The 22,783-nt window shown below is 53.6% G+C and carries 23 protein-coding genes; 17 read left to right on the top strand and 6 right to left on the bottom strand.

Features of this window, described 5'->3' with window-relative positions:
• Window positions 1–55: 55 nt before the first annotated feature.
• From MJ257_RS07060 to MJ257_RS07030, 7 genes are all read left to right on the top strand, one after another.
• A complete protein-coding gene (locus MJ257_RS07060; protein ID WP_240268592.1) occupies window positions 56–1,099 on the top strand; it encodes a LacI family DNA-binding transcriptional regulator in 1,044 nt (347 codons plus the stop codon).
• 244 nt (window positions 1,100–1,343) lie between these two features.
• On the top strand, window positions 1,344–1,676 hold the full coding sequence (locus tag MJ257_RS07055) for a DUF485 domain-containing protein (RefSeq protein WP_240268559.1): 333 nt from the start codon (window positions 1,344–1,346) through the stop codon (window positions 1,674–1,676).
• A gap of 5 nt (window positions 1,677–1,681) precedes the next feature.
• Window positions 1,682–3,196 carry a solute symporter family protein gene (locus MJ257_RS07050; protein WP_240268558.1) on the top strand — a complete coding sequence of 505 codons (1,515 nt, stop codon included), beginning with the start codon at window positions 1,682–1,684 and terminating at the stop codon, window positions 3,194–3,196.
• A 204-nt stretch (window positions 3,197–3,400) separates the two neighbouring features.
• On the top strand, window positions 3,401–3,874 hold the full coding sequence (gene tnpA / locus MJ257_RS07045) for an IS200/IS605 family transposase (RefSeq protein WP_240268557.1): 474 nt from the start codon (window positions 3,401–3,403) through the stop codon (window positions 3,872–3,874).
• Between the two features lie 385 nt (window positions 3,875–4,259).
• The gene (xynA, locus tag MJ257_RS07040) at window positions 4,260–4,895 is read left to right on the top strand and encodes an endo-1,4-beta-xylanase XynA (RefSeq protein WP_504928357.1); all 636 of its coding nucleotides are present in this window, start codon (window positions 4,260–4,262) and stop codon (window positions 4,893–4,895) included.
• A 90-nt stretch (window positions 4,896–4,985) separates the two neighbouring features.
• Complete coding sequence (locus MJ257_RS07035) at window positions 4,986–5,852, top strand: formylglycine-generating enzyme family protein (protein WP_240268555.1); 867 nt, start codon at window positions 4,986–4,988, stop codon at window positions 5,850–5,852.
• Between the two features lie 99 nt (window positions 5,853–5,951).
• A complete protein-coding gene (locus MJ257_RS07030; protein WP_240268554.1) occupies window positions 5,952–6,659 on the top strand; it encodes a DNA alkylation repair protein in 708 nt (235 codons plus the stop codon).
• Between the two features lie 264 nt (window positions 6,660–6,923).
• On the opposite strand, the gene MJ257_RS07025 is transcribed toward MJ257_RS07030, so the two are convergent.
• On the bottom strand, window positions 6,924–7,121 hold the full coding sequence (locus MJ257_RS07025) for a hypothetical protein (protein ID WP_240268553.1): 198 nt from the start codon (window positions 7,119–7,121) through the stop codon (window positions 6,924–6,926).
• A 145-nt stretch (window positions 7,122–7,266) separates the two neighbouring features.
• Window positions 7,267–8,814, bottom strand: a complete 1,548-nt coding sequence (locus tag MJ257_RS07020) for a flavocytochrome c (RefSeq protein WP_240268552.1) — start codon at window positions 8,812–8,814, stop codon at window positions 7,267–7,269.
• 327 nt (window positions 8,815–9,141) lie between these two features.
• On the opposite strand from MJ257_RS07020, the gene MJ257_RS07015 reads away from it, so the two are divergent.
• Window positions 9,142–9,681 carry a CarD family transcriptional regulator gene (locus MJ257_RS07015; protein ID WP_178023474.1) on the top strand — a complete coding sequence of 180 codons (540 nt, stop codon included), beginning with the start codon at window positions 9,142–9,144 and terminating at the stop codon, window positions 9,679–9,681.
• A 62-nt stretch (window positions 9,682–9,743) separates the two neighbouring features.
• On the opposite strand, the gene MJ257_RS07010 is transcribed toward MJ257_RS07015, so the two are convergent.
• Both MJ257_RS07010 and MJ257_RS07005 read right to left on the bottom strand, forming a co-directional pair.
• Entirely contained in the window at window positions 9,744–11,522 is a 1,779-nt protein-coding gene (locus MJ257_RS07010; protein WP_240268551.1) for an ABC transporter ATP-binding protein, read from the bottom strand.
• Window positions 11,509–13,284, bottom strand: coding sequence for an ABC transporter ATP-binding protein (locus MJ257_RS07005; RefSeq protein WP_240268550.1), 1,776 nt, complete (start codon window positions 13,282–13,284; stop codon window positions 11,509–11,511). Before MJ257_RS07005 ends, MJ257_RS07010 begins: the two co-directional genes overlap by 14 nt.
• A gap of 252 nt (window positions 13,285–13,536) precedes the next feature.
• Between MJ257_RS07005 and MJ257_RS07000 the strand changes: the two genes are divergently transcribed.
• The 3 genes from MJ257_RS07000 to MJ257_RS06990 all read left to right on the top strand — a co-directional run bounded on the left by MJ257_RS07000 (window position 13,537) and on the right by MJ257_RS06990 (window position 15,909).
• Complete coding sequence (locus MJ257_RS07000; RefSeq protein ID WP_240268549.1) at window positions 13,537–14,130, top strand: GNAT family N-acetyltransferase; 594 nt, start codon at window positions 13,537–13,539, stop codon at window positions 14,128–14,130.
• Between the two features lie 366 nt (window positions 14,131–14,496).
• Window positions 14,497–15,735: a DEAD/DEAH box helicase gene (locus tag MJ257_RS06995; RefSeq protein ID WP_240268548.1), complete on the top strand. Its 1,239-nt coding sequence runs from the start codon at window positions 14,497–14,499 to the stop codon at window positions 15,733–15,735.
• Window positions 15,736–15,765: 30 nt separating this feature from the next.
• A complete protein-coding gene (locus MJ257_RS06990; protein WP_240268547.1) occupies window positions 15,766–15,909 on the top strand; it encodes a DUF3934 family protein in 144 nt (47 codons plus the stop codon).
• Window positions 15,910–15,993: 84 nt separating this feature from the next.
• Here the strand turns inward: MJ257_RS06990 and MJ257_RS06985 are convergent, their stop codons facing one another.
• Window positions 15,994–16,743, bottom strand: a complete 750-nt coding sequence (locus MJ257_RS06985) for a GTP pyrophosphokinase (protein WP_178023463.1) — start codon at window positions 16,741–16,743, stop codon at window positions 15,994–15,996.
• Window positions 16,744–16,843: 100 nt separating this feature from the next.
• Window positions 16,844–17,392: a GNAT family N-acetyltransferase gene (locus tag MJ257_RS06980; protein WP_178023462.1), complete on the bottom strand. Its 549-nt coding sequence runs from the start codon at window positions 17,390–17,392 to the stop codon at window positions 16,844–16,846.
• A 238-nt stretch (window positions 17,393–17,630) separates the two neighbouring features.
• Between MJ257_RS06980 and MJ257_RS06975 the strand changes: the two genes are divergently transcribed.
• The 6 genes from MJ257_RS06975 (at window position 17,631) to MJ257_RS06950 (ending at window position 22,783) form a co-directional block, all read left to right on the top strand.
• Window positions 17,631–18,539, top strand: a complete 909-nt coding sequence (locus tag MJ257_RS06975; protein ID WP_240268546.1) for a LysR family transcriptional regulator — start codon at window positions 17,631–17,633, stop codon at window positions 18,537–18,539.
• Window positions 18,540–18,642: 103 nt separating this feature from the next.
• Complete coding sequence (locus tag MJ257_RS06970; RefSeq protein ID WP_178023460.1) at window positions 18,643–19,476, top strand: transporter substrate-binding domain-containing protein; 834 nt, start codon at window positions 18,643–18,645, stop codon at window positions 19,474–19,476.
• A gap of 30 nt (window positions 19,477–19,506) precedes the next feature.
• Complete coding sequence (locus MJ257_RS06965; protein WP_240268545.1) at window positions 19,507–20,292, top strand: amino acid ABC transporter permease; 786 nt, start codon at window positions 19,507–19,509, stop codon at window positions 20,290–20,292.
• Window positions 20,289–20,999, top strand: coding sequence for an amino acid ABC transporter permease (locus MJ257_RS06960; RefSeq protein WP_240268544.1), 711 nt, complete (start codon window positions 20,289–20,291; stop codon window positions 20,997–20,999). Before MJ257_RS06965 ends, MJ257_RS06960 begins: the two co-directional genes overlap by 4 nt.
• Window positions 20,996–21,748 carry an amino acid ABC transporter ATP-binding protein gene (locus MJ257_RS06955; RefSeq protein WP_240268543.1) on the top strand — a complete coding sequence of 251 codons (753 nt, stop codon included), beginning with the start codon at window positions 20,996–20,998 and terminating at the stop codon, window positions 21,746–21,748. Before MJ257_RS06960 ends, MJ257_RS06955 begins: the two co-directional genes overlap by 4 nt.
• Before the next feature lie 18 nt (window positions 21,749–21,766).
• A complete protein-coding gene (locus tag MJ257_RS06950) occupies window positions 21,767–22,783 on the top strand; it encodes an LLM class flavin-dependent oxidoreductase (RefSeq protein ID WP_240268542.1) in 1,017 nt (338 codons plus the stop codon).

Raw genomic sequence — 22,783 nt, 5'->3', positions numbered from 1 at the left:
AGTTCTGCTACAATAAGAGAAGTTGATTTAACGGAGGGAACCTCGATTGAAGAAAGTGACCATGCAGCAGATTGCCGAAAAAGTGGGCGTGTCCAAATTTGCCGTGTCCCAGGCGCTGTCCGGCAAACCCGGAGTCTCCGAGGAAACCAGGATGAGAATCGTGCAGGCCGCGAATGAACTGGGCTATTCCTGGAGAACCCAGTCTCCCCTGAAGGATAACGCCGGAAGACCGGACTTGAGGGACGAAACTTCGCTTTCCAAGGGCACGGTGATCATCCTGATGCCAAATGTTCGGTTCCAAAGCCGGGAATCGCTGTTCTGGGGCCGAATCATCGACGGCGTCACCGCCGCTTTAGCGGAACGCGAGCTTGGTGTCATGATGGTGACCGAAGGGTATTCGGATCGCTCGCTCAAGAGCATAAACCCGAAGGGCGTACTGGGTTTGATCGGGATCGGGTATATTGCGACTCCGTTGCTTCTCGAGATCCGGAATTTGCGCATTCCGTTCGTGCTTGTCGATCATGAGGACACGCTCATTCCTTCCGACTCGGTGTTCATGAATAATTACGACAGTATGAGGCAGATGACTTCGCTCGTCCTTCAATCGGGCCGCCGTGACCTTCGCTTTGCCGGAAGCCCGGGATATTCCCGCAGCTTCCACGACCGTTGGCTCGGCTATCGCATTGCGATGGAGGAGGCGGGGGTGCCGGTTCCGGCGCAGGAAGAAGATCCGTTTCTCCAATTGGAGGAGGACGCTTACCTTATCGTCGATCGGGAAATTCCCCAACTCGCCGCGAATCGGAAGCTCCCTTCGGCTTTTGTTTGCGGGAACGACTTTTTTGCTTACCTTATTCTAAAATCATTGATCGTCAACGGCGTTAAAGTGCCGGAGGAAGTGGCGGTGACAGGCTTCGACCACACGGACGAAGAACGGGACCCGGCCCTTCCGTCCTTGAGCACGATTCATGTTCCGAACGAGACGTTGGGAAGGCGGGCGGTCGAGATCTTGTTCCAACGGCTGGCGGACCCGGATCGCCCCTTCGAGAAAACGATGATACACGGCGCTTTATTGCTCCGGGAATCTTTCAAAATCAATTGAACGTGATCGGGCCCAAGGGGGGGATTCCAGCGGTTTCCTTCGGTATGTTTACATATCTGAAGGAGTACCCCAAAGTGGGAAGGGCTGTGAAAGATACGAAACGTCTGAGCCGCTCTACGCTCAATCTATGAAACTGCCGAAAGGTTAAAATTTGAACATTCGCAAGCCATCCCCTGCATAAAATGAATTCGAAACGCTTACATATATTGGGTGATCTTCAAAGTTCATGATTGGAGGGGAACGTATGGGTGCGAAAGGTGCGAAAGCTACAAAAGCCGGAAAAGGGAAAAGCTACACCGAGGTGTTGCATTCCGCGAAGTTCAAGACGCTGATCTCCCGCAAGAAAAGATTCATTATCCCGCTAACCGTGTTTTTTCTGCTGTTTTACTTTGCGCTTCCGGTCATGACTTCGTATTCGGAGGTGCTGAATCGACCGGCGATCGGCCCGATTTCCTGGGCCTGGATGTTCGCGTTCGCCCAGTTTGTCATGACGTGGGTGCTGTGTATCCTTTACTCCCGCGTTTCGCGGCGCTTTGACCGGTTAGTGGACGAAATTCGGCGGGAAATGGGGGCGTAACGATCATGGCGTTCACCTTATTTTGCGCGATTGTGGTGCTGACGTTGGTCATTACTTATTTTGCCGCCAAAAAAACGAACAACACCAGCGAATTCTACACGGCCGGCGGCGGGCTGAAGGGCTGGCAGAACGGGACCGCCATCGCCGGCGACTATATGTCGGCCGCGTCGTTTCTCGGCATCGCCGGGTCGATTGCCTTGGTTGGCTTCGACGGCTTCTTCTACAGCATCGGGTTTCTGGTTGCCTACCTCGTCGTGCTGTACCTCGTTGCCGAGCCGCTCCGTAATTTGGGCAAATATACGGTAGCCGACATGATTGCCGCCCGCTTTGCCAACAAAGAGGTTCGCGGGTTCGCGGCGCTGAATACGATTGCGATCTCGATCTTCTACATGATTGCGCAGCTCGTTGGAGCGGGGGCGCTGATCAAGCTCCTGCTTGGACTCGATTACGTTACGTCGGTGCTGATCGTCGGGGTGCTTATGACCGTATACGTCGTGTTCGGCGGGATGCACGCCACGAGCTGGGTGCAGATCACCAAAGCGATTTTGCTGATGGGCGGTACCTTCGTCATCTCGCTGATGGTCTTTGCAAAGTTCGATTTCAGCTTGACGGGTATGTTCGAGCAAATGAAAACGGCGACGCCATTGATGGAGAACTACCTGAATCCGGGCAACAAGTACAAGGTCCCCTTGGAGACGTTATCGCTCAACCTGGCGCTGGTGCTGGGGACCGCCGGGCTGCCGCATATTTTGACCCGTTTCTTTACGGTTAAGGATGCTCGTACCGCCCGCAGCTCCGTCGTCTACGCGACTTGGATCATCGGCATCTTCTATGTCATGACCATCTTCCTCGGCTTCGGAGCCGCCGCGTTCGTTGGAACCGGGGAGATCACGGCCGTCGACAAGGCCGGCAATATGGCCGCTCCGCTGCTGGCCAAGGCGCTTGGCGGCGACTTCCTGTTCGCCTTCATCTCGGCGGTGGCGTTCGCGACGATCCTGGCCGTCGTTACCGGCCTCGTTCTGTCCGCCGCGTCGGCCTTCGCGCACGACTTCTATGGCCAGATCGTCCGCCGAGGCAACGCGACCGAACGAGAGCAGCTGCGCATGGCTCGCTGGGCTTCGATCGGTGTATCGATCATATCGATCCTGCTCGCCTTGTTCGCCCAGAAGATGAATGTGGCTTTCCTCGTCTCGTTAGCTTTCGCGGTCGCGGCAAGCGCCAACCTGCCGATCATCCTGTTCACCGTGTTCTGGCGAAGATTCAACCGCACGGGAGCGATCTCCGGCATGCTGGTCGGCTTGTTCAGCACGGTTATTCTCGTAGCCTTAAGTCCGAACGTATGGGACCCGGAACCGGGCAAGGCGATCTTGACCGGAACGGCGATTTTCCCGATGACGAATCCAGGGATCATTTCGATTCCGCTGGGCTTTCTTGCCGCATTTGTCGGGACCCTCCTTTCCCGCAGCAAGGACGAGGCGAAATATGCCGAGGTTCTCGTCAAGGCGAATACCGGGGTTTAATGTGCGGCAACCCTCATAAGAATGCTAACCAATCAGACGGCCCCAATGGGGTCGTTTTTTTATTTAGGCTTTAGCCAGTTGAGTACGCGAAGCGTGCGAAACAAAAAACCACCCGCTATGCGGGTGGAGGGAACGAGGGTTTGACCAACAAGACCATCCCGATAAAATTGAGATGTTCAGGCTCAATGAAAGGAATGGTCTTAGATGGCAAACAAGAACTACAGTCTTGCTCACACAAAGTGGATGTGCAAATACCATATTGTGTTCACCCCGAAGTATAGACGGAAAGAAATCTATAATCAAGTGAGGAAAGACTTGATCGAAATTTTCAAACGTCTATGTAAGTATAAAGGCGTGGAGATTCTAGAAGGTCATATGATGCCGGATCATGTACACATGTTGGTAGCCATTCCACCAAAGATATCCGTGTCATCTTTCATGGGATATCTGAAGGGAAAAAGTTCCCTCATGATCTTTGAGAAACATGCCCAATTAAAGTATAAATACGGGAACCGAAAATTTTGGGCGGAGGGATATTATGTGAGTACAGTGGGACTGAATGAAGCTACCGTAGCAAAGTATATTCGTGAACAAGAAGTACACGACCAGGCGATGGATAAGCTGAGTGTAAAAGAATATGAAGATCCGTTCAGCAGTAACGGTGGCAAGAAGAAGTAAACCAGTTTAACTGGTAAGTGAAGGTGACAAAATACACTGAGCCTGAACAATTTTATTGTCAGGCTAGCGTCTTTAGGCGCAGTTTGGCAACAGGGGGTTATACCCCAAGAGCAAACCACCCGTTGGACGGGTGGTTATGATTTTCCATCCCTCACGATTCTATCATTCTATGTAAAAAACAAGGTAAAACCTTTAATTTGCGAAGTGAAATGTATGCGCTTACCTTCTATAATTTTCTAACAAAGGGGGTGATAGTTAAATGTTTCTAGATTATGACACAGGGTAGGTGATGCCCCACAAAAGCAAAGTCGCATCTCGGTATGAAGCAGAAGCAGGGAGCGGGAACGAATGACTTTTCTAAAAAAAGAGTTCTGAGGAGGAATTGATCATGAAGTTGAAAAAGAAAGTGTTTACATTACTCCTGGCGGCTTCGATGAGTTTCGGTTTGTTTGGGGCGACCTCTAATGCAGCAACGGATTATTGGCAAAATTGGACGGATGGCGGCGGGACGGTGAATGCGGTAAACGGGGCCGGAGGCAATTACAGCGTCAATTGGTACAATACCGGCAATTTCGTGGTCGGCAAAGGCTGGAGCGTCGGTTCACCCAATCGGACGATCAATTACAATGCCGGCGTATGGGCTCCTTCGGGAAATGGCTATTTAACGCTTTACGGATGGACAAGAAACTCGCTGATCGAATATTACGTCGTCGACAGTTGGGGCACGTACCGGCCGACCGGCACCCATAAAGGCACGGTGACCAGCGACGGGGGCACCTACGACATCTATACGACGATGCGCTACAATGCGCCTTCGATCGACGGCACACAAACGTTCCAACAGTTCTGGAGCGTCCGGCAATCCAAAAGACCAACCGGCAACAACGTCGCGATCACTTTCAGCAATCACGTGAACGCTTGGAAGAGCAAAGGCATGAACTTGGGGAGCAGTTGGGCTTATCAGGTCCTGGCGACGGAAGGCTATCAGAGCAGCGGAAGCTCTAACGTAACGGTGTGGTAATCGGTTAGTTCATCGCTGAACTTCGTCTCAAGGCCGTTCGGTTTACCGCCGGCGGCCTTTCTCGATCTTTCAATCAAAGGGGAGCTACCCATGAGGAAGCGGTTCAGATTCATGTTTCAGTTCATCACCATGATGTTGCTGGTCTCGGCCTGCTCGCTGGTTGCTACGGGAAAGCCGGAGCGGCTGAACGATCAATTCGTGCTGGTTCAAGGCGGGAGTGTGATGAACACCCTGTCCAATTACTACGGCTCGAATATCACGCTGGCTGATTTTTATATCGGAAAATATGAAGTCACCCAGAAGGAATGGGTGGAAGTGATGGGCAGCAATCCGTCCCAGTTCCAAGGCAGCGATTTGCCGGTGGAAAGGGTAAGCTGGTACGACGTCATTGAGTATTGCAATCAGCGGAGCATAAAAGAGGGCTTGAAGCCCTTTTACCATATAGATAAGAGTAAAATCGACCCGAATAATCAAAGCGAACACGATCACATGAAATGGCTCGTATCGATCAATGCGGAGGCGAACGGGTACCGGCTGCCGACGGAGGCGGAGTGGGAGTATGCCGCCGGCGGCGGCCAACGGAGCAGGAGTAACAAATACAGCGGAAGCTCCCGTGCGGATGACGTGGCTTGGTATTGGCGGAATGTCGGGGATAAATACTTGACCGGAGACTGGAACTGGCCGATCATCGAAAACAACCACAGCACCACCCAACCTGTCGGCGGCAAGAAGCCAAACGAGTTGGGGCTGTACGATATGTCCGGCAATGTCAGGGAATGGTGCTGGGATTGGTATGGAGACGATGTGAACAAGAGCGTGGACCGCGGCGCTTTCCGGGTGGTGAAAGGCGGCGGCTGGATCGGCGATATCGGCAGCAGCGAAGTTTCGTTTCGCGGCAAGTTTGAACCAAACGGCTTGGGTCCGGATCAAGGATTTCGATTGGCTCGCAGCAAGTAAACGCGATGGAACGCCCGCCGGTTTAGGATTTGAATCCAGCCCTCCCGACGTAGTATGCTAGACGAAAGCATCCATGCGGAATGAAGGGAGTCGGCCATAATGAATCTGGAAACCGTGATGCAGGAGCTTGAGGCGCTCGGCAAGGAACGGCTGAAGAAAATGTATCTCGGAAACGGCGCCCGGGAACCGCTGTTTGGCGTGGCTACTGGAGAGATGAAGCCGTTGTTCCGCCAAATCAAAATCAATCAGCCTTTGGCCGAGCAGCTATACGCAACGGGAAATTACGATGCCATGTATTTTGCCGGGATCATTGCCGATCCCAAAGCGATGACGCACACGGATTTTGAGCGCTGGATCGAGGGGGCTTATTTCTATATGCTGTCGGATTATGTCGTGGCCGTTACCTTGGCGGAGGCGGATATCGCCCAGGAGGTTGCCGACAAGTGGATCGCCAGCGGGGAAGAGCTAAGGATGTCGGCGGGCTGGAGCTGTTATTGCTGGCTATTGGGGAGCCGTCCGGACAGCGAATTTTCCGAAAGCAAACTCGCCGGCATGCTGGAAACGGTGAAGAACACGATCCATGAGGCGCCCGAACGAACCAAATCCGCGATGAACAACTTTGTCTACACCGTCGCCGTATCTTATAAGCCGCTCCACGACCAAGCGGTGGAGGCCGCCAAGGCGATCGGTCCGGTCGAGATGAAACGGGACAACAAGAAGAACACGTTCCTGAACGCCTCGGAAAATATACAAAAAGCCCTGGATCGCGGCCAGCTTGGATTTAAGCGGAAGTATGTGCGGTGTTGATGCGACTCGCTGGGTACAATCTAAAGCGCATTCTATATGAAAAATCGAATACAATCTTCCACTTTCATCGTTTCAGAAGAAATGTATTCGAAAAATCATACAGATTTGAGCTTGGTGCAGTTGGAAGGGAGTAATCTGTATGAAAAATCGAATACAATTCGTCGATTCTAACGATTCCGGCAAAATATATTCGAAAAATCATACAGATTCGCCTGGTAATTCCGCACACCGGAAAAAGACCAGCTGGTTGCGAACGCGAACGAGTTACACTGGCTTTCCATTCAACGTCGGTGGGTCCTCCGGTTTCATCTCCGGGCCAAATTCATCCACCGCTGCGGCAGGGTTGCCGTCCTGGTTCCAGGCGTCCTTCGTCATGAAGGCGCCTTTTCGTCCTTCATCGGTCGAATCCGCGGCTTTTGCCCGTTCCAGCAGCTGCTCTGCGTTATTCTCGTTATCGTTCATCAGCACACCTCCTTGGGTTTCTTTCGTGGATGGTCTTCAGTATTTCCCAAAGGTCACCCGTTCATAGGGGTCAAAATAAAACCCGCCAATGCTCGAACTCCTTGGAGTCCAAGCATTGGCGGGTGTCGTTAGTTGTTGCTGAAGGTTACTGCGCCTTGACGAATTCGGCAGCCTTGACGCCGGCCTGGCGTCCGAAAATGATGATATCGGCTACGGAGTTGCCGCCGATCCGGTTATCCCCGTGCAACCCGCCGGTCACTTCGCCAGCGGCAAACAGGCCTGGGATAGGGCTCCCTTGCTGATTCAACACTTCCGTGTTGGCGTTGATTTTCACGCCGCCCATGGTGTAGTGGATACCGGGAGCAATCTTGATGGCGTAGTACGGCGCGCCGGACAAATCGTGATCCATCCCGGTGGTTCTGCCGAATTCGGCGTCTTTCTTATTCTGAACGGCTCCGTTCCAGGATTCCAAGGTTTTCGCCAAGGCATCCGCCGGTACGCCCATGGCGTCGGCCAAGGCTTCAATCGTGTCGCCTTGAAGCACGAAACCCATCTTCTCGTATTGCTGGATCGCTTTGGCACGGGATTTCACGCCGGAATCAAAGACAAGATAAGCGGACTTCTCGGGCAGCGCATTAATCGCCGCGGTTACTTTATCGCGCGTATCCATTTCATTATAGAACCGCTTGCCTTGGCTGGATACGAGGATCGCTCCTTCGCCGCGCACGGCTTCGCCGATCAGGTAAGATTTCTCCTGTTGCACGGTCGGGTGAACCTGGATTTGATCCATATCGACCGTAACGCCGCCTAATTTCTCAATCATCGTAATTCCGTCGCCGGTGCTGCCGATTTGGTTGGTCGTGACGTACCCTTTCAAATCGGGTCTAAACTGGGTGATCATTTCCTGATTGGCCCCGTAACCGCCCGTCGCCACGATGACCGCTTTGCCGGTAATCGTTTTTTCTTCGGTTTCGTTAATGACCACTTTCACGCCGTTGATCTGCCCATCTTTTTCGGTAATCTCCTTGACATTGGCGTTAACGAACAACGGAATGCCTTGTTCCTGGACGTTTCTGACCAAACCGTCGACGAGGTATTGTCCTACGGCGGAGCCGTCTTCAGGACGGTGTGTGCGTTTTTCGCTCATTCCGCCCGTTATCGTAAGGTTATTCAACCGAATTCCGATGGAATCGAGCCAATCGATCGCGCCTGCGGAATGGTCAACGAAGAAACGGAGCAGGTCGGTATCATTCGTCCCGTGGCCGCCTTTTAACGTCTCTTCATAGAACTTGTCGTTGCTGTCCTCTATGCCTTGTTCCTTTTGAAATTTCGTCTCGGAGGCGTTCATGCCCGAAGACGACTTCGTCGTGTTGCCGCCGGCAACCGGCATCTTTTCGAAAATAACCGGATTCATGCCGCTAGCCTTGGCTTCGAGTGCCGCGGTCATACCGGCACCGCCTGCGCCGATGATAATAATATCGTAGCTGTCCTTCATCTGATCGTAAGGAGTATAGCTTTTTTCGGATGCGCCGGCTACGGCTTCGTTTTCTTTGGACGCGTCCGCCTGCCCGCCCGCTTGGGTCTGGTTCTGCTCCTGGGCTTGGTTCTTGGCTTCATTCCCGTTGCCGCATCCCGCGATGACGAGCATCAGCGATAGTACGAGAATGAGTGTTGCTGTTACTTTCTTGTGCATGATAAACCCTCCACTTTATATGTCTATATAGGGAAACGATTTTCTCTCGTTGCCCTTTAGCGAGGATAACATACGTTTCGGACAAAGTAAGTGAATTGATTCACAACCAAACATTTTCCAGTAGGGATCCGCAGAAGTATTTCCTAAACAAATGACATGAACCTTGTTTTTTAGTCTATAATGAAATTATAGGTACATCCCTAGGGTGATAAATAACCAAACGGCGGAGTTTTCAAACACCGTTTCACTCAGATCGAGTGGGCGGTGTTTTTATTTTTTGGGGTCCAGGTTGGAGGGTTCTCACTAGAATACCAAAGGAGGAAGGCCATGTTTGCGGTAAATGAGTACGTGATCTACGGAAGCAACGGAGTCTGTCAAATTAAAGACATTTGCACGCCGCCGGGAGTAGAGGGGGACCGCAAGTATTATCTGCTCAACCCGGTTTATCTCAAAGGGACTACGATTTATACGCCGGTCGATAATGTTAAGGTGATCATGCGCAGCATCCTTTCGCGTGAGGAATCCGAGCGTCTGATCTCCCGGATTCCGAGTATCGACACGACCTGGATCAGCAACGATAAGGCACGGGAAGCCAGCTGCAAGCAAGCGATCGGCACCTGCGATTACGTGGAATGGATCAAGGTGATCAAAACGATGTTACACAAGAAAAGGGAGCAGAACGGTTTAGGCAAAAAACTGCGGCAATCGGATGAACGCCTATTGAGCTCGGCCTCGGAGAATTTGCACGGCGAGTTGGCGATCGCTTTGAACATTCCCATCGAAGCGGTTGAAGAATACATCGAGAGCCGGATCGGTTTGTTCGAACATAAGATAGCTGTCAGCAACGAGCCAAGCGTTCGGAAATAACAAAAGGCAATTCCGCAAGCCATGATCAAACGGCTTGGCGGAATTGCCTTTATTTGCGTGCTTTATACAACTTCCATCTTCTGAGCGGTATACAAGCGGTAGTACAAGCCGCGTTTGGCCATTAGCTCGTCATGCGAACCGGATTCGGCGATCCCCTTATCTGCGACATACATGATACGGTCGCAATTCTTTACCGTCGACAGCCGGTGCGCAATGATGAACGAGGTGCGTCCCTTCAGCAGCTCGTTCAAGCCTTGCTGGAGCAGGCGCTCCGTCTTGGCGTCGATCGAGGAGGTCGCTTCGTCCAGGATCAGGATCCGCGGATCGGCCAGCAGGGTCCGGGCGAACGAGATGAGCTGCCGTTGACCCTGGGACAGCTTCGATCCGCGTTCGTTCACCTCGGTTTGGTAACCTTGCTCGAACTCGCGGATGAAATCGTCGGCGCAGACCGTTTTGGCCGCGGCGATGATCTCCTCTTCTGTAGCGTCCAGCTTGCCGTAGCGGATATTGTCCATGATCGTGCCGGAGAAAATAAAGCTGTCCTGCAGCATAATCCCCATCTGGCTGCGCAGCGACTTCAACGTGACCTGCGAAATATCGTGACCGTCGATCAGAATCTCGCCGTCGGTCAAGTTGTAGAAGCGCGAGATCAAGTTGACGACCGTGGTTTTGCCCGCGCCCGTCGGACCGACGAGGGCGATGCTTTCCCCGGCCTTCACGTCGAAGTTCAGGTGTTCCAGAATGTTAAGGCCCGGATCGTAGGCAAACGTCACGTCGTTAAACTTGACGTTGCCCTTCACCGGAGGCAGTTCCTTTGCCCCCGGCACATCGCTGACCGTCACCGGTTCGTCCAGCGTCTCGAATATCCGTTCAAGGTAAGCGACGGCGTTAATGAAGTTGTTGTACAATTGCGACAAGTTCAGGATCGGCTGCCAGAACCGGGCCGCATAGCTGCTCATTGCGAGGATCACCCCGAAGGTTACGCCTTCCGGCCCCATCGCAAGCAAGCCGACCAAATAAATGAGCGTCGTTACGATCGTCGCCAGATTGTCGACGGTGAACGGGATCAGGGCGTTGTAGCGCAGCGCCCGCATCCACTCCTTGCGGTAGTTGCCAGCCAGGCGGGTAAAGATGCCTTCGTTATGCTTCTCGCGGGAGAAAATCTGCGTCACGCCGATCCCGCTGATGCTCTCCTGCAAATAAGCGTTCATGTTGGAGCTTTTGTTCGAAACGGCCTGCCAAGCCCGGCGCTGCCGGGTTTTGATCAGCAGCATGACGCCGAGGAACACCGGCAAACCGGCCAAAGTGACCAGCGACAACCGGACATCCACCGCAAACATAAATGCGGCGATAAAGATCAGGTTGACGATCTCCAGAATAAAGTTGATGATCCCGTTGGACAAAACGTCCGATACGGCGTTGACGTAGTTGACGACCCGGATTAGGATTTTCCCTTGCGGGCGATCGTCGTAATATTTAAAAGGCAGATCCTGCAGATGCTTGAACAAGTCCGTGCGGATATCGAAGATGATATCCTGGCCGACCCGGGTCATGATCCGGGAGCGGATGGTCGCCAGCTCGACGCTGACCACGATCGTGAGCAGCATCAGCACGGACCACCCGATCAGCGCGCCGAAGGCTTTCTCCGGAATCGTCACGTCGACGACGTGTTGAATAATGAGCGGCGCCGACAGCGCGATCGCTGCTGACAAGGCGCTTAACACGAAGGCAACGATCATCGGCTTCTGCTGTTTTTTGATGTACACCATGGCACGCCTGAAATGCTTGATGTCAAAGGGAGATTCCAGGTTCTCGTCGACATCGAATTTATTCCTGGCCATGAGCGCTCACCGTCCTTCCGATACCTTCGTTCTGAAGCATAAATACCTCGTAATAATAGCCGCGTTTGGCCAGCAATTCGGCATGGGTGCCTTCCTCGATCAGACGGCCGCCGTCCAGGATCAGAATGCGGTCGGCTTCGGCCGTCGTGGACACGCGCTGAGCAATGATCAGCTTCGTGCAGGGGAAGTCCAACTCACGCAAGCTCTTCTGGATATGCTCCTCGGTTTCAAGGTCTACCGCAGACGTGGTGTCGTCGAGAATCAGAATCGGCCGGCGCACCGCCAGAGCCCGGGCTAGTGCAATCCGCTGCTTCTGCCCGCCGGACAAGCCGACGCCGCGTTCTCCGACGATGGTGTCATACCCTTCCGGCATTTTCGTTATAAAATCATGCGCCGCGGCCAACTGGGCATACTCGACTGTTTGTTCCTCCGGCAGTTCGGGATCGCCGTAGGCGATATTCCCGTCAATCGTGTCGGAGAACAGCAGCACGTCCTGGGTCGCGATGCCGATGTTGCTGCGGAGCTCGTCGAGCTCCAGCTTGCGGACGTCGACGCCGTCAACCAACACTTGCCCGCCGGATACGTCGTAAAAACGCGGGATCAGGTTCACGAGAGACGTTTTGCCCGATCCGGTGGAGCCCATGATGGCGACGGTTTCTCCCGGTTTAACCGAGAAGCTGATATCGTGAAGCACTTCGCCTCCGTCATATTTGAAGCTGACGTGATCGAAATCGATCCGTCCTTCGTAACGACGCTTGCGGGTGGCCTTGTGCTCGTTCACAATGTTAGGTTTGGCATAGTAAATTTCTACGATTTTGCTTAAGCTGGCGAAAAAACGCTGAATATCATTAATGATAATGCCGATATTGCGCATCGGGTTGGAAACGGCCCAGATCAGCGCGGAGAACGCGGAAAATTCCCCGAAGGTAATCCGTCCCTGCATGACGAAATAGCCGCCGGCCAGCATCAGGATTACGTTAAACGCCTGCGCGAACGTCTCCAAATACGGGAAGTAGTCCAGCCAAACGAGCGCCGCTTTTTTGTTGGCTTGGGAGAAGTGAATGTTCTTGTCCGTAAACTTCTCGATTTCGAATTCCTCGCGGGCAAAGGCTTTAACGACGCGGTTCCCGGAGATATTCTCCTGGGTGGTCGTGTTCAGTTGCGACAGCCGCTCACGCAGGTCGATGTACATCGGGCGGACCTTTTTCGCGAAAATATAAGCCACGATAAAGATCGGCGGCGCCAGAACGAGCAGCCACAACGTCAACACGGCATCAATCGTGAAAAAATAGGCGACGGCCGCGACGAAGATCGTTACCGATTCGATGATCGTCTTGATGATCCACGCCATCGAGTGGCGCACCATGTCCAAGTCCCCGGTCATCTTGGTCATCAGGTCTCCGGTCCGGTTATGGTCGTAGTATTCCATATCCTGGCCTTGGATTTTGTTGTACAGATAGATGCGGACTTTGTACAACATATTTTGCGAAGCCTGCTCGTATTGCATCGTCGTCAGATAAGCAAGCCCCGTGCGCAGCAAGGAAAACCCGATCATGCCCAGACAGAGCATGATGAGCAGCCCTCGTTCCTGCGTTAGATTCTGTACCGCATTTTCGCCCGTAATAAACGTGTCGACAATGCGTTGGCCTATGTACGGATTGATAATCATGAGCGAAGAGCCCACGACGGAAAGAACCAGCGCCGTAATGTACCTGGCCCGGTTGCCCTCCAAATTCTGCCATAGCCATTTGAGTTCGAACATCTGATCACCCGTTTCTGTTTGTTCGTTCTTGCATGCAAAGCTGCCGGATGGAATCCGTTTTCGCAAATCATCGTGATTATACCACAACCACCCAAAGGTAAAACCCGCGTATTCCAGCTTGTTATCACGTATGTTTGCGTTTTCTCGGGGGGATCGCCCCTTTGCTTTTATTTCGGTAAAATCTTTAGAATATGAAGGTGATATCAAGGATTTTGAAGGCAGATTTCGAAAAAATGTGAAGGAGGGATTGCGATGGTCGAAGGTATCCACATCGTTCCGTTAGTTCCCGCAGATCGGGAGGAGGCTTGCCGGGTATTCGAGCAAACCATCCCAGAGGCTTTCGCCGGGGAAGGGCTCGGGGATTTAATAGAAGAAATCCGCCGAGAAGTCGAAGGGAAGAAGAGGCTAGTGGACGCGGCGCTTCGGACCGCACCAGACTTAGATCCGCTCCAGCCTTGGCCGCATGCGGCGGAGGGGACCGTCTTTTTTCTGATAGCGAAGGCGGATCGGGAGGTGGTCGGCACGATCTCCTATGGTCCCCGCGGGAAGGAAATCGCCGAATGTACTCGGCGCGCTCTGGATGATGTTGGCGAACTGGGAAGCTTGTACGTGCTGCCCGCCTATCAAGGGCAAGGCATCGGGGCGGCTTTGATCCAGGCGTTGGCGGAAGAGCTGAAGGAGCGGGGCATCGAGCGATTTTGCCTCGACAGCGGCTACAAGAGGGCGCAGCAGAAGTGGCTGCGCAAGTTCGGAGCGCCTTATGCCGTGGCCAAGGACTACTGGGGACCGGGGCAGGACCATCTGGTTTGGTTGTGCAACGTGGGGGATTACCTGGGTGGGCAATGATTGATGAACGTAAAGTGGTCCCCTGTCCCCGATCCTCGGCCGCACTCGGCGGTAATAAGGGTAAAAAGTGTCCTTATTTCTCGAAAAAGCCACGTGTTGCGGTAAATAGGGCCATAAAATGGCCTTATTTGATTCGAAATCGGGCAGAAGCAGGACCTTTCAGTCCTTCAATCAGAAAATAAGACCCTAAAATGGCCTTATTTTCTGCATGGCGGGCAACAAGGTGGAAATAAGGTCAAAAAACGGCCTTATCGGAACGTCTAGTCCGCTCCCCATTTGCCGGGTCACCCGCACCGTGTTATATTGGTATGATCGGTGACCTTACATGCTGGCCGCCGAAATTAGCGATTTCGGCAAGGAGTTATTATGCAATTTAACGAACTAAACTTGATCCCTTCCATATTAAAAGCATTAGAACAAGAGAACTATACGGCGCCTACGCCGATTCAACAACAAGCGATCCCGCCTATTCTGAGCGGGAGAGACCTGCTGGGCTGCGCGCAGACCGGCACGGGGAAAACCGCCGCGTTCGCGATTCCTACGCTGCAATTGCTGCACAAGGACAACGCGCCGCGGGCGGGCCGGCGGAACATCCGGGCGTTGGTGATCACGCCAACGCGCGAGCTGGCGCTGCAGATCCACGAGAACTTTTGCGCCTACGGCAAATATTTGCCCTTGCGCTGCGCTGTCATTTTCGGGGGCGTGTCACAGAAACCGCAGGAGACCGCGCTGCAAAAAGGCGTTGATATTCTAGTGGCTACCCCCGGCCGTCTGAATGATTTGATGCAGCAGAAGCTGATCGATCTGAAGGACGTGGAGCTCCTGATTCTGGATGAAGCGGACCGCATGCTGGACATGGGCTTTATCCACGATGTCAAGAAAATCATCGCAAAAACGCCGTCCCAGCGGCAAACCCTGCTCTTCTCCGCAACCATGCCCGGCGTCATTGCTCAGATGGCCGATTCCATCTTGAGAAATCCCGTAAAGGTGGCGATTACGCCGGTATCCTCGACGGTGGATGCCATCGGGCAATACCTTTATTACGTGGACAAGAGCAATAAGAAGGATCTGCTGCTTCATCTCCTGAAGGACGAATCCATCGAATCCGCCATCGTCTTTACGCGGACCAAGCATGGAGCGGACCGCCTTGTGCGCCACCTGTCGAAAGCGCAGGTCAGCGCGAAAGCCATCCACGGCGACAAATCGCAAGGTGCCCGGCAGACGGCTTTGCAAGATTTCAAAAACCGGTCCTTGCGCGTATTGGTGGCGACCGACATTGCGGCGCGGGGCATCGACATCGACGAGTTGTCCCATGTCATCAACTATGAGCTGCCGAACGTTCCCGAAACGTACGTTCACCGGATCGGGCGGACAGGCCGGGCCGGTCAAAGCGGCGTGGCGATTTCCTTGTGCGATTTCGACGAGAAGGAATACTTGGTAGATATCGAAAAATTGATTGGCAAGCGAATCCCCGTAATCAAGGACCATCCTTACCCAATGACGCAGACAGCACCAACCCCAAAAGAAGCCCAGCCTGTTCGTGCGCCTAGAAACAAGGGTAAGGAAATGGAAAGGGTTAAACCAAAGGTTAAAGTGAAAAGATAATTGCCATACCAACTATAGCGGAGTGATGACATGGCCAAAGGGAAAGGCGGTACAGGCAGAGGAACGGACAAAAAAGGTTGGAATCGTTGGCAAGCAAGTGAACGAAGAGCGAAAAGCGCGCCTAAACCTTATACGAGCAAAGCTGATAAAAAGGGATCCGTTGAATCTAAGTAAGCTATAAACCCTAATGACAAAGAGCTTCCCTATGCCGGGATTTCGGTGTAGGGAAGCTCTCTTTTGTGAGGAAAGGGCGAAGCCTCATTCCCCGCCCGACAACAACTTCAGCAGGTTTTGCGGGATGCTGATTTTTTGGTTATCGATGAGCAGTTGGAATTCTCCGGAAGCCTCGGCTTGATGCGCGTGCTTGATTTCCTCCATTTCCTGCTGGAGCTGCTCCATTTTCAGATCCAGCTCATAGGCGGTGTCGGCGGCATTCTTGAGATCCTCGAGCAGACGGTCCGGCACGGATTCGTTATATTTGTAAAAAATTTTATGCTCCAGGCTGGCCCAAAAATCCATGGCGATCGTCCGAATCTGGATTTCGACACAGACCAACTCCTCGCCGTCCGACATAAACACCGGCACCTCGACCAGCATGTGCAGGCTTTTGTATCCGTTGGGCTTGGGGTGTTTGATGTAGTCCTTCACCGAGAGAATGTTCAGGTCCTTTTGCGCTCGCAGCATTTCGCTGATCCGGTAAATGTCCGAGATGAACGAGCAGGTGATGCGAATGCCGGCAATGTCGCGGATGTTGCGCTTGATTTCCTCGATAGAGGTAGCGCCGCCCTTGCGGTACAGCTTCTTCATGATGCTTTCCGGGGATTTGATTCTCGATTTCGTGTGCTCGATCGGATTATACTCATGCAGAAGCTGGAATTCCTCCTGCAAGATTTCGATTTTGGTCTCCACTTCGTGGAGCGCAAATTTGTACATCATAATGAACCGCGTTAGCTTTTTTTGCAACGCCTTCATCTGCTCCAGAGGGTTGATATAGGAATTATCGATCATAGGGATGGGTTCCGTCCTTTATCTTTAGATGTGTATAGAGTGGCCTACTCTATTATACCTTAGGGGGAACCGGGGATGCCAGAAACGGGCGCGGAGCCGCTCAGACACCCGCTTGAAGCAGAGGCAGCGCGTCCGTCAATTGAATCTTGTAGGATTTGACGAGGGTTTCTCCATTGGACGTATCGGCTTCGTAAGCCCGTTCGAAACCCAAGCTTTCATACAGCTTCACCGCAGCGGCCATCATGTCCGAGGTATGTAGGTACAGCGTGCGGGCGCCGAGCTGAAGGGATCTGCGGGCGGCCTCGCGGAGGAGCAGCTTGGCGACCCCGCGTCTGCGGGCGTAGGGCGATACGGCAAGCAGCCGAATAATGGGCGATTCGATGCCAAGGTCCGACCTTCCGTAAGCCGCCTCCGAGGTCAGGAACAGCTGCACGCTCCCGACGATCTCTCCGTCAAGCTCCGCTACGAGGCGGGCGTAGGGACCGTTGCCGTACACGGAGCTCCGGATGTTCTCCCGGTATTCCTCCCACCGTTCACGGGGCATGTCAAACGCATATTGCCGATAAGCCTCCAGCATCACATGGGCGATTTGTTCGCGTTCTTCGTCGCGGGCATCCCGTATTTTCACTTCCTGTTCGAAACGGCTCATTTCCAACACTCCCTTTATAGAGGTAGTTCGTTCATCAATCAAGTGAAGTGAGCTAAGTATAAGCTAAATACCAACTAAACGCATCGGAATATAAAAATATTTGCACTTCCATTAAGAAATTCTATATCGGAGGATTGACAAAAAGTGGCGGGCTCCCTAAGATAAAGGATAATTTAACCGAAAACCGTCTATGTAGATTGGTATAGTGAGATATATGAACGTTAGAGGAGGGACCGTTTTGAACATCGATCATATCGAGGCTTTTGTGTACATTAATCACTACGGCAGCTTCAACAAGGCCGCGGAGGTGCTGTTTCTTTCCCAGCCGACGGTGACCGCGCGGATACAATCGCTCGAACGGGAGCTGGACAGCCGATTATTTGATCGCTTGGGGAAGCAAATCCAATTGACGGAAAAAGGCAAACAATTTCTACCTTATGCCCAGCAAATCCTCCAGACTTACCAAAAAGGGAAACATCATCTCCACTCCCGGCCGGGTACCCCCGAGGAGCTTCGAATCGGCAGTACCGTATCCGTGTCCAACTACTTGATGCCGCATTTGCTCATGCTTCTGCATCAACGCTTTCCGTTGATCAACTTCAAGGTGACAACCGGCCCGACCGACGTCCTTGCGGCAAAGCTGACCGCTAAAGAAATCAACCTGGCTTTCGCGCGCAAGCAAATGAGTCCGGCCTTCCAATCCTATCCCTTCTACGATGACCCCATCCGGCTTTACGTATATAAAGATCACCCGCTTGCCACGGCAGGTAGCGCCTCCATCCGTGACATCCGGCGGGAACCGCTCGTATTCTTCGAATGCGGCTCGCTCGACTGGATGCGAATTCACCGCGCGTTCGAAAGCCTGGAGCAGCCACCGAACATCGTGTTTCAAGTCGATCATGCCGAGACCGCCAAGAAACTCGTATTAAGCCGGGCCGGCATTTGCTTTCTCCCCGGTCTGTCCGCCAGACATGAAGTTGAGGAGGGAAGCCTTGTCCCGGTAGACATCCTCGAGACGGCGGGCGTCTCCCTGCAAACCCATCTGATCTCCCTCAGCGGCGAAAACAATGTTTTTATAGACGCCCTATTGGAACTAGGCGCTCCACCCATTAACGATTTGCATGTACCCATAGAAAAACTCGATTAGACGCGTAACAAAAATCACAGTAAAGTAGTGTCAACATAATCCTGACTAAACTTATAGGAATTGTAAAACAAAGAAAATCGCGAATGGGGAAGGGGCAAGAGACATGAAGAGATGGTTAAATGCGGTGGCCGTACTGGTGTTAACGGGAGTGCTGGCAGGATGCGGAACGGAGACATCCGGCGGGCCGGAATCCAAGGGAGCTGCAGCGAGCGCGGCCTCGGGGGAAGTCAAGAAAATCATCGTGGGTACGGGGACGGGATTTCCTAAAGTATGCTTTATCGACGAGAACGGGAAGTTAACCGGCTTTGACGTTGAACTTGTTCGCGAAATCGATAACCGTCTGGCAGAATATGAATTCGAGTTCCAGACCCAGGAGTTTTCCAACCTGCTGCTAAGCCTGGAGACGAAGAAGATCGATTTTGTCGCCCACGAGATGGAGAAGAATCCGGAGCGGTCCGAGAAGTACCTGTTCAACAAAGAGCCCTACGCCCACTGGAGAAACAAAATTATCGTCGCGAAAGACAACGATACGATTCATTCGCTGGACGACTTGAAGGGAAAAAAGGTGCTGACAGGCGCTACCAGCGCGGAGGCGCAAATCCTGGAGAACTATAACAAAGAAAATAACAATGCGATCGAAATCGTTTATCAAAGCGGTGCGGCGAACGATACGGTCAGCCAAATCACGTCGGGACGCGTGGATGCCACGCTGGGAGCGGACTTCTCGCTTTCGCTGATCGACCCCCAAGGGAAACTGAAGACGACCGGTGAGGACCTGTCCGAAGCGGATATCCTCTTTGTATTCCGGAAGGACGATCCGGAGGCGCAGAAGCTCGCCGACGACATCGACGGCGCCATCAAGGAATTGAAAGCCGATGGCACGTTAGGCAAGCTGAGCAAGGAATGGCTCGGGGAAGACTTTACTTCCGATAACTAACGAGCAAGACGGGAAAGGAGGGAGATTTTCGTGGGGGCACCGTTTGATTTCTCTTTCGTGATCGGCGCCTTTTCAAAGCTGTGGTCGACGCTGGGCGTAACCTTGCTGATTGTGGGCGGGTCGCTGTTGACGGGGATCGTCGTCGGGTTTTTGATCGCGTTCCCTCGGCTGTACCGCATTCCGGTCTTGGAGCAGTTTTCGATGGCGTATGTCTCGTTTTTTAGAGGGACGCGGATTTTGATTCAATTGTTCCTGTTCTATTATGGCTTGCCGGAGCTGTTGAAGCTGGCCCACCTGGATATCTCCCGCGCGCCCGTGTTATTCTTCGTCATTTTGACCTACGGTTTGCACACCGGAGCCTTTATGTCGGAGACCATCCGCGCTTCGGTGACGGCCGTGGACCGGGGACAGGTTGAAGCGGCTTATGCCATCGGAATGAAGGGGACTCAGGCGTTTACAAGAATCGTATTGCCGCAGGCGCTGGCGGTTGCGGTGCCGGTATTTTCCAATATGGTGATTGCCTTGCTGAAGGATACTTCGCTGGCGTTTACGCTCGGCGTCATGGAAATGACCGGAAAAGCCCAGACTTTGGGCGCGCTCACCCAGCATTTTATCGAAGCGTATCTGGCCCTGGCTTTCATTTATTTGATTGTGAGCTTCACGCTGGAGAAGTTTCTGCGAGCTGCCGAACGGCGTTTGCTGAAGCATGAGCAGCCGGGTGGGGCGGAGAGAAGAAGATTTCGCATCGAGCGGAAGCCATCGATCCGGGGCATGTTCGCCGGGATCGGCGCGGAAAAAGGAGGCGCAAAACTATGAAAATCGACCCCTCGTTCATCTGGACGGCATTCATTCAATTGCTGTCAGCGATTCCTACCACGTTGCTGATTACCGCCGTGTCCGTCTCGGTCGGCTTTGGAATCGGCGTGATCACCGCGTTGTTCCGGCTGTATCGGGTGCCTGTGCTGGGTCCGCTTTCCACCGCCTATGTCACCTTTATCCGCGGAACGCCGATGCTGACGCACTTACTGCTCATTTACTTCGGTTTGCCGGTGATCCTTGACGGCTTATCCAGCTGGTTTGGTTGGGGGTTCAAATCCGCCTCCATCCCGATGATCGCTTTTGCCTTCATTTCGTTCTCCATCACAGCCGGGGCTTATATGTCCGAGGTGGTTCGTTCGGGTTTGCTGGCGGTGAACCGCGGTCAGCTCGAGGCGGCCTATTCCGTCGGGATGACGACGTTTCAGGCGCTTCGGCGGATCGTGTTCCCCCAGGCGCTGGCGGTCAGTCTCCCGAACCTGTCGAACTCGGCGATCGGGATGCTGCACGGCTCGACGCTGGCCTTTACCGTCTCCGTCGTAGATATTAACGCTAAAGCGCAAATCGTCGCTTCGACCAACTGGAAGTTTTTTGAGGCCTACTTAGCGGCGGCGGTGATTTTCTGGGGACTGACCGTCTTGATCGAACGGCTGACGGCGCGGCTCGAGAAACGAATCCAACTTTACAACCGGGGGGGAGTGGCATGATTCAGCTCCGTCATATTTCCAAGTCCTTTGGGCGCCAGCAGGTGTTAAAATCCATCGATCTATCGGTAAACCAAGGTGATGTCGTAGTCATTCTGGGACCCAGCGGTTCCGGCAAAACCACGCTGCTGCGATGCATCAACTATCTGGAGAAGCCAAGCGGCGGCGAGATTGCCATCGGCGATTTTCAGCTGAATTGCAGTCGAGCGACGAAGAAAGATATCCATGCCCTTCGGCAAAAGTCGGCGATGGTGTTCCAGCAATATAACTTGTTTCGGCACAAGACGGCGCTGGAGAACGTGATGGAAGGCCTGGTCATCGTCAAAAACATGCCGAAGGAAGAGGCCAAAGCCCGCAGCATCGCACTGCTGGAGAAGGTCGGTCTGGCCGGCAAGCTGGACGCCTATCCGAGCCAGCTGTCGGGAGGTCAGCAGCAACGGGTGGGCATTGCCCGGGCGCTCGCCTTGGAGCCGGAGGTGATTCTGTTCGACGAACCTACGTCGGCTCTGGATCCGGAGCTTGTCGGCGAAGTGCTGGAGGTTATCCGTAAGATTGCCAAGGAAGGGATCACGATGATTGTCGTAACCCATGAGATGGGGTTTGCCCGCGACGTGGCCAACCACGCCGTGTTCATGGACGGCGGCGTCATCGTGGAAGAAGGGAGCCCGGCGGAGCTGCTGTACCATCCGCGCGAAGAACGGACGAAGCAGTTCCTGAAACGAATTACTCCCGAGCTTAACTATAACATTTAGTTTGGAGGCGAAAGAGAGATGGGACTCACGATTAGCGTGTTGGATCAAAGCCCGATTTACCCGGGAGAAACGGCGGAGGAGGCGTTCGCGCATACCGTTTCGCTGGCCCGAAAATCCGAAGAGCTGGGGTTCCGGCGGTTTTGGGTGTCGGAGCATCATGATTCGGAACAGGTAGCCGGTTCCTCGCCGGAGGTGCTGATCTCTTACCTCCTGGCCAAAACGAACACGATCCGCATCGGCTCCGGAGGCGTGATGCTGCAGCATTACAGTCCCTATAAGGTGGCGGAGAACTTTAATGTGTTGGCTTCCCTGGAGCCGAGGCGAGTGGACCTTGGCGTCGGCCGCGCTCCCGGAGGATTACCAAAAAGCACGCAGGCTTTGCAGCAAGGCACGCGGGAATCGGCTTCCCTGACGGACAAAATCGTGGAGCTGCGCAAATACGTGCAGGACCGCCTGGAGGCGGATCACCCGCTGGCTGGATTGCGCGCCGCCCCGCGCCCGGCGCAGGCCCCCGAGCTTTACGTGCTCGGAGCGAGCGTGGACAGTGCGGAGATTGCCGCCGGACTCGGTTTGCCTTATGTGTTCTCCCTGTTCATTAACGGGGATCCGGCAATCGCACTCAAGGCGATCCAAACTTACCGGCAGAGCTTTGATACGTCGTACGGCTCGGAGCCTCAAGTCATCCTGGCGTTGTCCGTCGTCGTCGCCGAATCCGAAGCGGAAGCCGCCGAACTCGCCGGCAAGCAGAAGGTCGTGAAGGTGCGGCTGGGCAGCGGCAAAACGGTGACGCTCGGCACGCGGGAGCAAGCGGAAGAGTTCGGCCGTCAGGCGGGAGAGTCTTATACGATCGAGGAGCAGGAGCCCTGGATTGTCAAAGGCACCAAGGAAGCCGTCCGCGAGCAGCTGCTGGCGCTGCAGCGGGATACCGGCATTGAGGAAGTGATCGTTACCAGCAATATCAGCCCTTTCGAGAAGCGTGTCCGCTCCTTTGAACTGCTTCACGAGGCTTTGGTCGAAGTGACGGCGGAGGCGTAA

It is taken from the genome of Paenibacillus timonensis, from assembly GCF_022427145.1.
Taxonomy (GTDB): domain Bacteria; phylum Bacillota; class Bacilli; order Paenibacillales; family Paenibacillaceae; genus Fontibacillus; species Fontibacillus timonensis.
This window is presented reverse-complemented; position numbering and strand designations above follow the sequence as displayed.